Source organism: Bacillus sp. 196mf (genome assembly GCF_003217275.1).
Classification (GTDB): domain Bacteria; phylum Bacillota; class Bacilli; order Bacillales; family Bacillaceae_G; genus Bacillus_A; species Bacillus_A thuringiensis_S.
Genome location: NZ_QJTG01000010.1, coordinates 127,092 through 141,306, shown reverse-complemented (window position 1 = coordinate 141,306; position 14,215 = coordinate 127,092). Strand labels below are relative to the sequence as shown.

The window sequence follows — 14,215 nt, the reverse complement described above, 5'->3', positions numbered from 1 at the left end:
TTTTTAGAAAAGCACCATGTTTTGAAATGGTGCTTTTTTTTATACAATAAAAAATAAAGGAGATGGGATATATGGGAGAAATTTGGTATGGCGGCACCATTTACACAATGAGAGAAGAAAATGAAAAAGTGGACGCTGTTTACGTTGAAAACGGTACGATCGTTGATTTTGGAAGTAAAGAAGAGTTAGAAAACCAATATGCCGCGGTTACATTGCACGATTTAAAAGGCAAAACAATGATCCCAGGCCTCGTTGATAGCCATATGCATCTTATTGGGCATGGAGAGAGATTACTCCGTCTAGATTTATCAAATTGTACATCTTATGGTGAGGTGCTTACTCTTGTTCAGAAGCGAGTGAAAGAAGCTCCAAAGGGCTCTTGGATTATTGGAGAAGGATGGAATGAAAATAACTTTACAGATACGAAAGATGTTCACGCGCGTGATTTAGATGAAATTTCGAAAGAACACCCCATTTTATTAAAGCGAGTTTGTCGTCACGTTACATGGGTGAATTCATACATATTGCAAGAAGTGAACATAACAGAAGCGACGCAAAATCCAAAAGGCGGGAAAATCGGTAGGGATTCATCAAATAAGTTAACAGGACTTTTATATGAACAAGGACAAGAATTAATTAAACATGTTCAGCCTGAAATTGATGAAGCGTATTTACAAAGAGCTTTGCAAACAGCGATTAAAGATTGCTGGAAATACGGACTTGTTGGCGGGCATACGGAAGATTTAAATTACTACGGTGGTTTTAGAAAAACATATAATGCGTTTTCTCACGTTATAAAAGAAATGCCATTTAAAGCCCATTTGCTCGTTCATCATGAAGTAGCACATGAACGAAAAGAATATGAAAATGAACATTATATTGAATTTGGGGCAATGAAAATTTTTTCTGACGGTTCTTTTGGCGGAAGAACAGCATTATTAAGTGAACCGTATGAAGATGCGAAGGAAACGAATGGGGTTGCAATTTTCTCACGTGAAGAACTTGCGGAATTAGTGAAGAAAGCACGAGATTTACATATGCCAGTTGCGATTCATACTATCGGTGATTTATCGCTTGAATATGTCATTGATGCACTCGAATTATATCCGCCAGCAAAAGGGTTACGTGACCGCATTATTCATTGTCAGCTTGCTCGTGAAGAGTTGATAGAAAGAATGAAAAACTTGCAAGCCATTATCGATATACAGCCAGTCTTTCTTTCATCAGATTTTCCGTCAGTCATTGAAAAACTGGGAGAACACCGTCTTCGTTATGCGTATGCTTGGAAGACATTACTGGAAGCAGGACTACATTGTAATGGTGGTTCAGATGCTCCTATTGAACAAGTAAATCCGTTTCTAGGCATATATAGCGCTGTTACACGTAGAAGTTTTATTGACGGTGTATGCTATATGCCTGAGGAAAGATTAACGGTATATGAGGCTGTTTCTTTATTTACAACAGGAAGTGCCTATGCAATCGGAAAAGAAGCGAAACGAGGGCAAATTACAAAAGGATATGAAGCAGACTTTACAATATTAGACCACAATATTTTTGAAATTGAGGCAGAAGAAATAAAAGAAGTACAAGCAGAAATGACTGTAATAGATGGCCGAGTTGTCTATAGAAAAGATGTGTAAAAATATATCAGCGATTTTCGGAATATATCGACCGTAACTCGAAATATATGAGCGATTATTAAAATATATCGACTTACCGACAAAAACTGACAAGAATAACGGCCGGATAGTAAGAGATTATTGTTCGCGTCAATCGGGGTAAATAAATAACCGCAGAATTATGGAATTCCATAATTCTGCGGTTATTTTAATCCTATAAAAACGTTCTCTGTACTTTTTCCCAGAACGAATTATTTTTTAATTTAACTGTTTTAATTTGTTTATCGCTTAAGCGTACAACAGCTTTTTCCACTTGTTTAATGCTAAGCGCTTCGTTATCCATGCCAATAACAGGATAATCGTTACCGTCTGGTCTTAGTTTTAAAGTTAATGTACGTTCGTGATTTAAAATGAACGGTGAACCGAGCGTACGGTAAGTGTTGTTGTTTAAAGATGCTAGTTCGCTTACTTGGAAACATGGAATAAGTGGATCAACAACTGCACCATGCAATGATTTATTGTAAGCAGTACTTCCTGTTGGGGTAGAAACTACTAAACCGTCTCCTCTAAATGTTTCGAAATATAAATCATCAACGTGAACATCTACAACGAATGTTTTAATAATGCTAGAACGTAATGAGAACTCATTTAAACAATGGAAAGATGTACTGTGATCTACATCTACCTGAATTGTTGGATATTTTCGCACTTCAATTTCATTTTTTGTAATTTCTTGAAGGGCTGTATCAACGTGATCAATGTGGAAATCGCAGTAGAACGAAGTTTCATCTTTCGTAGAAATCCCTGCGTATAAGCAATCTTCTCTAAAACCAGTTTTACGAACGGCTTGTAAGAAGGTTGCATCATCTCCAACACTGACGATAGCGTTTGCATTTTTTGGATGATCTAATATGGTAAATCCATTCTCTTCTAAAATACGATAGATTGGTTTCATTTTTTCAACGAGCGTTGCTTTGTCATCACCATAAAAGAAAAATAAATTGCGACGATCTGCCATTATGTATCCCTCCACTGCAGTTAAATTTTCTGTTTTTCGTGCTACATATCATTAGAGTCCGTTCCCTGATGATATGTTCAAATAATATATTTCGATACAAATTGTCAAAATACCTTTTTATTTTTAGAAAAATTTTTATATTCAATCTTATGGAACTCTGTTTAATGATGAATAAAGTTGTCGATAATGGGTACGGAGTGAAAGGATGATACGTATGAAGTGGCTCGTAATTGGAATAATAATTCTTCTCCTTTTTATTTTGCTTATACTATTGTCGAAAATATCGCTTAAGGTGACATTTTTATATTCAGAAATGGAAAAGCAATGTTTATTTCAAGTGAAAATATGGATGATTCGATATACATTTGATGTATTGGAAAGAATTGAAAAACAGCAGAAAAAAACAGGACAGAAAATCGAAAAAGCTGAAGAGGACGGCGGACTAGATAATAAAATTATGGCGCAACTTGACAGTATTGGGGAACTGATAAAAAGGCTTCAAAAAGTTCATACTATCGTTAAAGATTTTCTCAAACGAGTGAAAATCAATGGTTGGAAATGGCATACGCAAATTGGAGCAGGCGACGCAGCTAGTACTGGAATTGTCACTGGATATGCATGGGGGACAAAAGGTATGGCTGCTGGAGTTGTCGGACAATATATGCATATTGTCGATGTACCAGAATTTGAAATTACTCCTGTTTTTCAAGGGAAAGGATTTGCATCGAGATGCGAGTTAACAGCATCTTTTCGTATATTTCGTACTATAAAAACAGCGGTGAAATTGCTCGTATTTATGAGGCAGCAAAAATCTGGTATGACAGAAAAATCTGTTCAAGCATAGGGGGGATATAGAATGGACCATCCAATTCAAGGTTTAATGACAACCGCAATGCAGCATTTAAAACAAATGACTGATGTAAATACAATTGTTGGTGACCCAATTAAAGCGGCAGATGGAAGTGTAATTCTTACTGTTTCGAAAGTAAGTTTCGGATTTGCTGCTGGTGGAAGTGAATTTGGTAGGGTAGAACATTCAGGCCGTCATCCATTTGGCGGAGGAAGTGGAGGAGGAGTTTCTATTAATCCTGTTGCCTTTCTTGTTATAAATGGAGATGGTGTAAAAGTATTACATTTAGATAAGCAAACGCATGTCATCGATAAAATAATTGAATTAGCGCCACAAGCTGTTGATAAAGTGAAAGAAATGATGGATAAACGAAAAGAAGATGATCCTGAATTTCAAATTTAACGAATAAAGAAGCTAATCAATAGGTTAGCTTCTTTTATTTTTTTGTAAATAAAGCGATTTTATTTGCATTATCGATAGGGACAAACTATCATTTACATTGTACATATTTTGTTTAAATAAGGGAGGATTTTCAAGTGGCAAACGTAACTTTTAAAGGTAATCCAATGACTTTAGTTGGAACAGAAGTTAAAGTTGGCGATCAAGCGCCAAACTTCCAAGTATTAGCAAACGACTTATCTCCAGTAAGTTTAGAAACATACAAAGGCGAAGTAAAATTAATTAGTGTTGTACCTTCAATCGACACAGGTGTGTGTGATGCACAAACACGTCGTTTTAACCAAGATGCAGCAGGTATTGAAAACGCAAAAGTATTAACAATTAGCGCTGATTTACCATTCGCTCAAAAACGCTGGTGTGCAGCAAACGGTTTAGAAAATGTTGTAACACTTTCTGACCACCGTGACCTTTCATTCGGTGAAGCTTACGGCTTAGTAATGAAAGAACTTCGTTTACTTGCTCGTGCAGTATTCGTAGTAGATAGCAACGACAAAGTAGTTTACGTAGAATACGTAGGCGAAGGTACAAGCCATCCAAACTATGAAGCAGCATTAGAAGCAGCTAAATCTGCAAAGTAATGTGAAGGAAATGACCTCTTATAAAGAGGTCGTTTTTTCTCATATATCGCTGCGTAACGGTGCCGATATATGAGAAAAAACGTTATATCATATATAACTTGAGAGGGAGCTCTTTACAGGAGGTCGCTTTTTCTTTTTGGAAAAAATCACTTTGTGGTATGATATAAGTTATGTGTAAAAGAGAGAAGGAGGAATGTACGTGAGTCAGACAGTGGAAACATTATTTTCTATTTTTGATTCTTCTGCGGTAGTTTTACGTAAAGAATTAGATGTGACATATTTAGAGGCGCTTGTAGAAACAGGTGATAACTTGTTTGAGGGAGCGATTTTACAAGAGGAATTATCCGAATCAGCAATTGAAAGGCTGAATCGTGAATATAGTACGTTTAATGAAGAAACATATAAAGGTGAAGAAATTCGTAAAGCATTTCAGTTAGCCATCTTAAAAGGAATGAAAGAAGGCGTACAAGCGAATCATGAAATGACGCCTGATGCAGTTGGGATGTTCATGAGTTACTTATTCCATAAATTTATGCAAGGTCAAAACGAAATTACAGTTTTAGATCCTGCAATTGGAACAGGAAATTTAATGACTACAGTGTTTAATAGCGCCAAAGAAGGACTAACAATGAGTGGATTTGGTGTAGAAGTGGATGAAGTGCTAATTAAACTTGCTTTAGTAAATGCAAATTTACAAAAGCATGCAATCGAATTCTTCCATCAAGATGGACTAGCACCACTTTATATCGATCCAGTTGATGCAGTCGTTTCAGACTTACCGATTGGTTACTATCCAAACGAAATCGGTGCCAGTGAATATAAATTAAAAGCAGATGAAGGAATGTCGTATGCTCATCACTTATTTATTGAACAAAGTGTGAAACATACGAAAGAGGGCGGGTACTTATTCTTCTTAGTACCAAACTTCATTTTTGAAAGTGACCAGGCACCAAAATTACATGCATTTATTAAAGAAACATGCTTTATTCAAGGGTTATTACAGCTACCTGTTTCCATGTTTAAAAACGAGAAAAATGCAAAAAGTATATTTGTTCTCCAAAAGAAAGGCTCTAATGTAACAATGCCAAAACAGGCGTTATTAGTGGAGTTGCCTAAATTCTCTAACATGAAGGCGATGGAGAACATTATGGATCAATTAAATACTTGGTTTGCAACACATAAATAAAGCTGGGTATATGTAACAGAGTTAGTGATTCATGTAGTACAGTTTTATATAATATGTCATATTTTTAAATATATACTAGATTTAACTGAATTTTTTTGAAATCTGTAATATATATTTTTTCTTGGTGTTACAATTTTTTTACTTGAAATATATGTCGGACGATGTTTAAATTAAAATCGTGAGTATAAAATTTGCTAATGATGAAACGTTTTCATATTTAGTAAATTTGATTAGATAAAATCGAGCGGTTTGTGGAAACATCCACACAACTACCAAGAGAAAAAGGGGCGAAAGACTAGATGTCAAAAATCATCGCGATTAACGCAGGAAGCTCTTCCTTAAAATTCCAATTATTTGAAATGCCAAGTGAAACAGTATTAACAAAAGGTTTAGTAGAACGTATCGGTTTAGAAGATAGTATCTTCACTATTACTGTAGATGGCGAAAAACAAAAAGAAATTACAAACATTCCAGATCACGCAGTAGCAGTTAATATGCTTCTTAAAAAATTAACTGAAAACGGAATCGTTAAATCTCTAGATGAGATTGGCGGTATCGGTCACCGTGTTGTTCACGGCGGCGAAAAATTTGCTGACTCTGTTTTAATTACTGATGAAGTATTAGCTGATATCGAAGAATTAAGCGATTTAGCACCACTTCATAACCCAGCAAACGTTGTTGGTATTAAAGCATTCCAAGAAGTATTACCAAACGTACCAGCAGTAGCAGTATTCGATACAGCATTCCACCAAACAATGCCGGAATCTGCATTCCTATACAGCTTACCATATGAGTACTATGAAAAATTCGGCATCCGTAAATACGGTTTCCACGGAACTTCTCATAAATATGTAACTGAGCGTGCGGCTGAATTATTAGGTCGTCCAATTGAAAGCTTAAGCTTACTTTCTTGTCACTTAGGTAACGGTGCAAGTATCGCAGCAGTAGAAGGCGGTAAATCTATCGATACTTCTATGGGCTTCACTCCACTTGCTGGTGTAACAATGGGTACACGTTCTGGTAACCTTGACCCTGCGTTAATTCCATACATCATGGAAAAAACAGGCCAAACAGTAGAAGAAGTAGTTAACGTATTAAACAAGAAGAGTGGTATGTTAGGTCTTACTGGTTACTCTAGTGACCTACGTGACATCATTGCGAAAGAAGAAGAAGGCGACCACCGTGCGAAAGTAGCACTTGATGTATTCGTAAGCCGTATCCACAAATACATCGGTTCTTACACAGCTCGTATGAAAGGTGTAGACGCAATCATCTTTACAGCTGGTGTAGGTGAGAACAGTGCGATTATTCGTGAGCGCGTATTAGAAGGCCTTGAGTACATGGGCGTATACTTCGATGTAAAACGTAATAACGTATTCGGTGAAGAAGCATTCATCAGCTTCCCACACTCTCCAGTAAAAATTATCGTAATTCCAACTGACGAAGAAGTTATGATTGCTCGTGACGTACTACGTCTTGGAGATATTGGTTAATATATGAAAAAAAAGACGAGATCCTACAGGATTTCGTCTTTTTTCTTTTGGATGTATTTTAAAACACCATCAGGATATAATATTTTTTCTTTCTGAATGAATGCCGTAATAGGAATCCATTTCGCATACGCTACTGTTTGCTCATCTTGTATATTTAATATTTTCATTTCATATAGTGATGTGTCTAATAAACGCAAAGAATATAGTTGAATGATTTCATGACCAATGCCCCCATCTAGATGAAAGACATTTTCTAAACAACCTAAATAATTGATGATTTCTATCTCCGTATGAAGCTCTTCTGTAAACTCCCGAATAACAGTATGTGCTGATTTTTCACCAAGTTCAATGGAACCGCCAAGAGGACGATAATATGTTTCGCCTTCTATATGATATTCTTGTACGAGAAGGCGATCTTGGTGTACAGCAAGACCGAAAGCTTTTGCACGTGGATACATATAGAATCACTCCTTATTTGTTTCGTATAAGGACGATTATAATGTATGGTGTGATAAAAGTATCGTGTATTTAAGTGTGTGGTCTAACTGTAATTCCATCAAATAAGTCTTTCCAAAATGCTTCATTGTATTGGTATACATCCATAATAGGACATTTCATAATGCAAGTACGTTGTAATCCCCAATCTTCTTGGGTGATAGTTGGTATATCGGCAGGAATTAGTAATAGGACAGAGAATGTATGTGTAACGATTTGAGATAAAATTTGTTCTAGGGAACATGCTTCTTCATATGTTCCTCCAGTTCGAATAAACAATATGGATTCTGCCGTTTCAATTGTAGTTAGAAAACGATTAATTCGATGTTCATAGTTTAACTTAATTTCTGTATAAGAAGGCCAATAATTTGGTGTGTTTACATCTGTTTTAAAGTCATGACAGGAGTCAATTTCATAAAGGTTGTCCCTTAATCTTAATTTGGCATCATCATCCCAAAATGAGATGAAGGATAGATTTTCGAAATTTAAAAAACGGTCAAATCGATTTTGTAATAATAAATTTACTTTCGTTAATGAAGGACTTAGCATAAAATCAATAACGCCAAAAAATGGTGATAATTCTAATTGATATAATGCCCAAGCAGGCCAACAGTTTTGTCCTAAGCTGAATACTGCGTTATAGTTTTGTTTTAGATTGGATAGATTCATGTGAAGTATCTCATCCTTTTTGCTATTATTTTATGTCACTCATAAAGGGTATGTGAAAAGAGATATACAAGCATATTTGTAAAGAATAAGCAGAAATATGTTACAATAGAAAAAAATCGAACGAGGTGGTTGTTACGATGCGATCGAAGCGAGAACAAGCCATTTTAGACAATATAAAAGAATGGGAAGCGCAATTAGTTGAGCAAGAAGCGACCGATTTTCAAAAAGTGTTTGATAAATGGTTACATACTACAGTTGCGAAATTACCTGAGAAAAAGCGAAAAGAATTCTTCACGAAAGCAGATGGATGGCTCTTTCATTTGCATGCATTTATTCAAAGTTCACAAGCACAGTTAGACGCACGTAATCGGATTTTAGGAACATCGAGATTATTTGATGAATCGATTGAACAGCTTGAAGATTTGAAAGCATTATCTATTGATCAGTTAACATACATAGCAGAGCAGCAAACAGCACGTCATCGTCTATATTCATTTGTGCAAGGCGGGGCGACAGGTGCTGGAGGTTTATTATTATTAACGGCGGATTTTCCGGTTATGATCGCGTTAAATGTGAAGGCGGTCCAACTTATTGCAACATCATTTGGACATGATGTGAACAAGCCATATGAAATGATGCTTGCGTTAAAGGTGTTTCACGCGTCATTACTACCAGGAAGACTTCAGCAATACGCATGGTACAATTTATTGCAAGAGCTGGAACAAGAAGATTCGTTCTTTTATGAAGGAGACGAAGCAGTGTTACAAACAGCTTCTACTGAAGTTGTGTTAAAACAAATTTTGAAGACATTTTCGATTTATGCTCTTCGTCGTAAATTATTCCAAGGTATTCCGGTAATTGGAATGGCAATTGGATCTACAGTGAATTATCGTTTAACAAGAAACGTTACTGAATTTGCAAATAGATTTTATCAAGTGCGCCATATAGTCGAGAAAGAAAAAAGAGTATAAAAAAAAGCGAGAGGCCGAAGCCTTTCGCTTTTTTAATTTGTTGCATGTTTTTTGGACATTGGAACAGATACTGGCTGTTTTTCTGCTGTTTTTTCTGTTTTTGGATAATAAATTAAATCCAATGTTTTTGCCTGTACGGCAATCGAAAGAATAGTAAAAGCAATTTCTGTCCAATTTAAATAATATAATGAAAGCGCAAGAACAATCGCGTCAAAGACGAAGAAAATTTGCCCAATTGTAAAACGAGTTCGTTTACTTAATACAATTGTTAAAATATCGTCTCCACCGGTTGCACCGCCAAATCGCAATATAAAACCGAGTCCAATACCAGCTAACGCACCGCCAACTACTGCAGCTATAAATAAGTTATTTGATAAATCTACCGTAAATGGAGAATAATTTTCCATAAAGGAATAAAATACTCCGAATGAAATTGAACCTAAGAATGAATAGCCAACCATTTTTTTACCTAAAAATGAAGCACACAGTAAAATAATTGGGATATCCATTAATACAGTTGAAATAGATGGTGAAATATCATAAAAGTTTTGAATGAATAGTGCAATTCCTACAAATCCACCTTCTGTTAAGTGGTTTTGAAAGTGAATATGATATAGCGCTGCTGCTAAAATAAATGAACCGATTAAAACCATAAAAATTTCTTTAATAATTTGCCGACTTTGGATGTTCCTCATCGTTATTCCTTCTTTCCGTAGTTAGTAGTCCTTTTTGTGTTGTAAACTAACTACGAGCTCACATGTAGCTTTCAGTTAGTTTACGAAAAAACTAACTACGCTATATGTCGCTGAAGAAATAACGAATAATCCTCTCGTCCATCAATTCTCCCTACCTTCGTTTTAGTTTAAGTCTTAAAACGACTAAACAAAACGTGGAGTAGGATTCGTCATTTAGCAATCCTGCTCTTCTTTGTTTTGTTTAGTTAGTAACAATTAAGTCCTAAACAAAACGCTATGTGTAAGAAGAGTCTTTTTTTTGCCAAATTATCCTTCGGGCAATCATAATTTCCCCACTCTCGTATTTTTTTCGCTAGACTAAAGTATCTGAGCTGAAAAATACGCTACGTGTATGATTCGTCAATACGATGCCACATGCTCCTTCGAGCGATCATGATATCAAAATCCCTTCCTTCAAGATTTATACTATTATATCATACTTTTAAAAAATGTATGCGGATGGAAACCGACAATAAACGGAGGGAATCTACAAAAAATGTTATGTTTAAATATTTTTGTAGAAAAGCCTAAGTTATTTCGGAGGATTGGACAGTTTGTAACGGTTTGTCCAATAAGTAAGAAAAAAAGGGTTTTATTCAGTTGTATTCTTTTCATCACTTTTATCTTTAAAAAACGCATCCCAACTAATCACACTTAAAAAAGTTAAAGCGATAATAACGAAAGCACGCATAAGCTTTAGACCCCCCTTTGTACATAGTATATGAATCATTCGATTCGGAATGTGTCATTTTTTTACAAGTCTTAACTATTATGAGAGTATATTAATATAGATAGATGAAGGGGAGAGTGAAGATATGCTAAAAGACATGTTCAAAAGAAAAGAATTAATATGCATTTCATGTCAGAAAAAAATTCAATATGAAGAAGAGCTTGTTGCTTTTGTAAAGTTGCCGAAAGAAAGAAGTATATTAGTTGGTCTATTCGATGTATGTTTGGCAAAAACAGCACAAGAAATATATTGTAAATCATGTTACGACAAAAAAGCATGACCCAAAGTAATTGAGGGGCATGCTTTTTTCATTGGTGTGCTTTCCCCTCAGATACATTTTGAGTGAGTCGATACCAAAGCCAAAGGTCATTAATGATGGAAGCAAGATCGGCAATTTCTGAATTTAGTTTACAAGAAACTTCGAAATCTTCTTCGTTATTTAAATAATGTTGTTTTGTATTAATATAGTGCTCAAGTTCTTTTATACGATCAGGAATTTTCCCGCGAACTTGTTCCCATTTTAGTAAAATAGCATGTTGCATTTTTTCGGGGATTTCTTCCCAGTCTTCTTGTAAATGCGGAATTTCAATTCCTAGATGTTCGTCGTATAAGAAATACTTTTCCATAAGTTCACCCCCGTTTTCCTGCTTATATTGTACAGAAAAACAGAAAGAAGTTCGACGAAATTGTTTGAAAAAATTTGAAAATGACTCTTGATACATTTTGTGAAAGGTGGTAAAGTGTGAATTATTATAAAAGAAAATGAATATTTATTCTTTAGGGGGATGCAAAATGGAGAAGAAAAAAGTTGTATTAGCATATTCCGGAGGTCTTGATACTTCCGTTGCAATTAAATGGTTACAAGAGAAGAATTATGATATTATCGCGCTTTGTTTAGACTTAGGGGAAGGTAAAGACTTAGCATTTGTAAAAGAAAAGGCACTTTCAGTAGGTGCAATTAAATCATATATGATTGATGTTCAAGAAGAATTTGCAAACGAATATGCATTGATGGCGATGCAAGCACACACATTATACGAAGGGAAATACCCTCTTGTCTCTGCATTATCTCGTCCGCTTATTGCGAAGAAATTAGTGGAAATCGCAGAACAAGAAGGCGCAACTGCAGTTGCACACGGATGTACAGGGAAAGGAAATGACCAAGTTCGTTTTGAAGTTTCTATCCAAGCATTAGATCCTTACTTAGAAGTGATTGCGCCTGTACGTGAATGGAAATGGTCACGTGAAGAAGAAATTGCATATGCAAAAGAAAACGATGTACCAATTCCGATTAATTTAGATAGCCCGTTTTCAATCGATCAAAACTTATGGGGACGCAGCAACGAATGTGGAATTTTAGAAGATCCATGGGCAGCGCCGCCAGAAGATGCATATGAGATGACATTGGCATTAGAAGATACACCGAATAAACCAGAGTTTGTAGAAATCGGATTTGAAGCAGGAGTACCGACTACTTTAAATGGCACTGCATATTCACTTGCAGAATTAATTAAAACGTTAAATGCGCTTGCTGGAAAACACGGCGTTGGACGTATTGATCACGTAGAAAATCGTCTTGTCGGTATTAAATCTCGTGAAGTATACGAATGCCCAGCAGCAATGACGTTAATCACTGCGCATAAAGAGTTGGAAGATTTAACACACGTAAAAGAAGTAGCACATTTTAAACCAGTGATTGAACAGAAAATAACAGAACTTATTTATAATGGTTTATGGTTCTCGCCTTTAAAACAAGCGCTTCATGCATTTTTACAAGAAACGCAAAAGAATGTAACAGGTACAGTGCGTGTGAAATTATTTAAAGGTCATGCGATTGTAGAAGGACGTAAATCTGAATACTCTTTATACGATGAAAAATTAGCAACATATACTGCTCAAGATGAATTTAATCATGATGCAGCAGTTGGATTCATTTCATTATTCGGTTTACCGACGAAAGTATACAGCCAAGTGAATCAAAAGAAGGTGGAAGCGTGAGCAAACTTTGGGGTGGACGTTTTACAGAAGAAGCGGAAGCGTGGGTTGAAGAGTTCGGAGCATCCATCTCTTTCGATCAACAATTAGTAAATCAAGATATAAAAGGAAGTATTGCACACGTAACGATGCTAGCAAAGCAAGGCATCGTTACGAAAGAAGAGGCAGAGAAAATAAAGATAGGTCTTCAATATTTATTAGAAGAAGCGAAACAAAATAAATTGCATTTTTCGGTTGAAGCTGAAGATATTCATTTAAATATTGAAAAGATGTTAATTGAAAAAATCGGTGAAGTAGGAGGGAAACTTCATACAGGCCGAAGTCGTAACGATCAAGTGGCGACAGATATGCATTTGTATTTAAAAGAAAAGGTAGAACATATTATAAAAGCTACAAAACAATTGCAAACTGTTCTTGTTCATCAAGCAGAAAATAACATTGAGACAATTATGCCTGGCTATACGCATTTACAGCGTGCCCAGCCGATTTCATTTGCTCATCATATTCTTGCTTACTTTTGGATGTTAGAGCGTGATGTGAATCGTTATGAAGATTCATTAAAGCGTATTAATATCTCCCCATTAGGAGCAGGAGCGCTAGCTGGGACGACATTCCCGATCGACCGAGAATATAGTGCGGAACTTCTTGGGTTTAATGGAATCTATGAAAATAGTTTAGATGCAGTAAGTGATCGTGATTTCATACTGGAGTTTTTAAGTAACTCATCTATGCTTATGATGCACTTATCACGCTTTTGTGAAGAACTTATTTTATGGAGTAGCCAAGAGTTTCAATTTATTGAAATGAGCGATCAATACGCGACAGGAAGCAGCATTATGCCGCAAAAGAAAAATCCGGATATGGCGGAACTAATCCGTGGTAAAACAGGCAGAGTATACGGTAATTTATTCAGTTTACTTACAGTAATGAAAGGATTACCACTCGCTTACAATAAAGACTTACAAGAAGATAAAGAAGGAATGTTTGATACAGTCAAAACAGTAGAAGGATGCCTTCATATTATGGCGGGCATGCTTGAAACGATGACTGTAAACAAAGAAAAAATGGGGCAAGCTGTGACGCAAGATTTCTCCAACGCAACAGAAATTGCCGACTACTTAGCAAACAAAGGACTACCATTCCGTCAAGCTCATGAAATTGTTGGGAAGTTAGTGCTACATTGCACACAAAAAGGAATTTATTTATTAGATGTCCCGCTTGAAACATATCAAGAAATGAGCTCTTTATTTGAAGAAGATTTGTATGAAGTTCTTTCACCATATGCGGCTGTAAAGCGTCGTAACAGTGCTGGTGGGACAGGATTTGAACAAATCAAAAACGCTTTGGAGAAGGCGAAGGGGTTAGTTGGAGAGTTTGTTAGAAGTTGATTGATTTTATAGGGAAGAAGGTACGCTAAT

15 protein-coding genes are annotated in these 14,215 nt (G+C 35.9%); 10 read left to right on the top strand and 5 right to left on the bottom strand.

Features of this window, described 5'->3' with window-relative positions; all coding sequences use genetic code 11:
- The first annotated feature begins 71 nt into the window (after positions 1 to 71).
- Positions 72 to 1,640, top strand: a complete 1,569-nt coding sequence (locus tag ATL10_RS16280; protein ID WP_090976911.1) for an amidohydrolase — start codon at positions 72 to 74, stop codon at positions 1,638 to 1,640.
- A 193-nt stretch (positions 1,641 to 1,833) separates the two neighbouring features.
- Here the strand turns inward: ATL10_RS16280 and ATL10_RS16270 are convergent, their stop codons facing one another.
- Positions 1,834 to 2,637, bottom strand: coding sequence for an NAD kinase (locus ATL10_RS16270; protein ID WP_000785186.1), 804 nt, complete (start codon positions 2,635 to 2,637; stop codon positions 1,834 to 1,836).
- 205 nt (positions 2,638 to 2,842) lie between these two features.
- On the opposite strand from ATL10_RS16270, the gene ATL10_RS16265 reads away from it, so the two are divergent.
- The 5 genes from ATL10_RS16265 (at position 2,843) to ackA (ending at position 7,203) form a co-directional block, all read left to right on the top strand.
- Positions 2,843 to 3,481 (top strand): DUF2953 domain-containing protein, encoded by a 639-nt coding sequence (locus ATL10_RS16265; protein ID WP_097821767.1) that lies wholly within the window; start codon positions 2,843 to 2,845, stop codon positions 3,479 to 3,481.
- A 12-nt stretch (positions 3,482 to 3,493) separates the two neighbouring features.
- A complete protein-coding gene (gene ytfJ, locus ATL10_RS16260) occupies positions 3,494 to 3,889 on the top strand; it encodes a GerW family sporulation protein (protein WP_000350007.1) in 396 nt (131 codons plus the stop codon).
- A gap of 134 nt (positions 3,890 to 4,023) precedes the next feature.
- Positions 4,024 to 4,524, top strand: a complete 501-nt coding sequence (tpx, locus tag ATL10_RS16255) for a thiol peroxidase (RefSeq protein ID WP_000024527.1) — start codon at positions 4,024 to 4,026, stop codon at positions 4,522 to 4,524.
- Between the two features lie 199 nt (positions 4,525 to 4,723).
- Positions 4,724 to 5,710, top strand: a complete 987-nt coding sequence (locus ATL10_RS16250) for a class I SAM-dependent methyltransferase (protein WP_000084365.1) — start codon at positions 4,724 to 4,726, stop codon at positions 5,708 to 5,710.
- 299 nt (positions 5,711 to 6,009) lie between these two features.
- Entirely contained in the window at positions 6,010 to 7,203 is a 1,194-nt protein-coding gene (ackA, locus tag ATL10_RS16245) for an acetate kinase (protein ID WP_053563553.1), read from the top strand.
- 23 nt (positions 7,204 to 7,226) lie between these two features.
- On the opposite strand, the gene ATL10_RS16240 is transcribed toward ackA, so the two are convergent.
- On the bottom strand, positions 7,227 to 7,661 hold the full coding sequence (locus ATL10_RS16240) for an NUDIX hydrolase (RefSeq protein WP_110497149.1): 435 nt from the start codon (positions 7,659 to 7,661) through the stop codon (positions 7,227 to 7,229).
- Between the two features lie 70 nt (positions 7,662 to 7,731).
- Complete coding sequence (locus ATL10_RS16235) at positions 7,732 to 8,367, bottom strand: DUF1796 family putative cysteine peptidase (protein WP_090976914.1); 636 nt, start codon at positions 8,365 to 8,367, stop codon at positions 7,732 to 7,734.
- Positions 8,368 to 8,504: 137 nt separating this feature from the next.
- Here ATL10_RS16235 and ATL10_RS16230 point away from each other — a divergent pair, with 137 nt between their 5' ends.
- Entirely contained in the window at positions 8,505 to 9,338 is an 834-nt protein-coding gene (locus ATL10_RS16230) for an EcsC family protein (RefSeq protein WP_110497147.1), read from the top strand.
- A 32-nt stretch (positions 9,339 to 9,370) separates the two neighbouring features.
- Here the strand turns inward: ATL10_RS16230 and ATL10_RS16225 are convergent, their stop codons facing one another.
- Positions 9,371 to 10,033 carry a YitT family protein gene (locus ATL10_RS16225; RefSeq protein WP_043935401.1) on the bottom strand — a complete coding sequence of 221 codons (663 nt, stop codon included), beginning with the start codon at positions 10,031 to 10,033 and terminating at the stop codon, positions 9,371 to 9,373.
- A gap of 854 nt (positions 10,034 to 10,887) precedes the next feature.
- On the opposite strand from ATL10_RS16225, the gene ATL10_RS16210 reads away from it, so the two are divergent.
- Entirely contained in the window at positions 10,888 to 11,082 is a 195-nt protein-coding gene (locus ATL10_RS16210; RefSeq protein WP_142669967.1) for a hypothetical protein, read from the top strand.
- 28 nt (positions 11,083 to 11,110) lie between these two features.
- On the opposite strand, the gene ATL10_RS16205 is transcribed toward ATL10_RS16210, so the two are convergent.
- Positions 11,111 to 11,428: a hypothetical protein gene (locus ATL10_RS16205; protein WP_000417218.1), complete on the bottom strand. Its 318-nt coding sequence runs from the start codon at positions 11,426 to 11,428 to the stop codon at positions 11,111 to 11,113.
- 166 nt (positions 11,429 to 11,594) lie between these two features.
- Here ATL10_RS16205 and ATL10_RS16200 point away from each other — a divergent pair, with 166 nt between their 5' ends.
- Both ATL10_RS16200 and argH read left to right on the top strand, forming a co-directional pair.
- Positions 11,595 to 12,800, top strand: coding sequence for an argininosuccinate synthase (locus ATL10_RS16200; RefSeq protein ID WP_110497145.1), 1,206 nt, complete (start codon positions 11,595 to 11,597; stop codon positions 12,798 to 12,800).
- On the top strand, positions 12,797 to 14,185 hold the full coding sequence (argH, locus tag ATL10_RS16195; RefSeq protein WP_097821763.1) for an argininosuccinate lyase: 1,389 nt from the start codon (positions 12,797 to 12,799) through the stop codon (positions 14,183 to 14,185). Before ATL10_RS16200 ends, argH begins: the two co-directional genes overlap by 4 nt.
- Positions 14,186 to 14,215 lie beyond the last annotated feature (30 nt).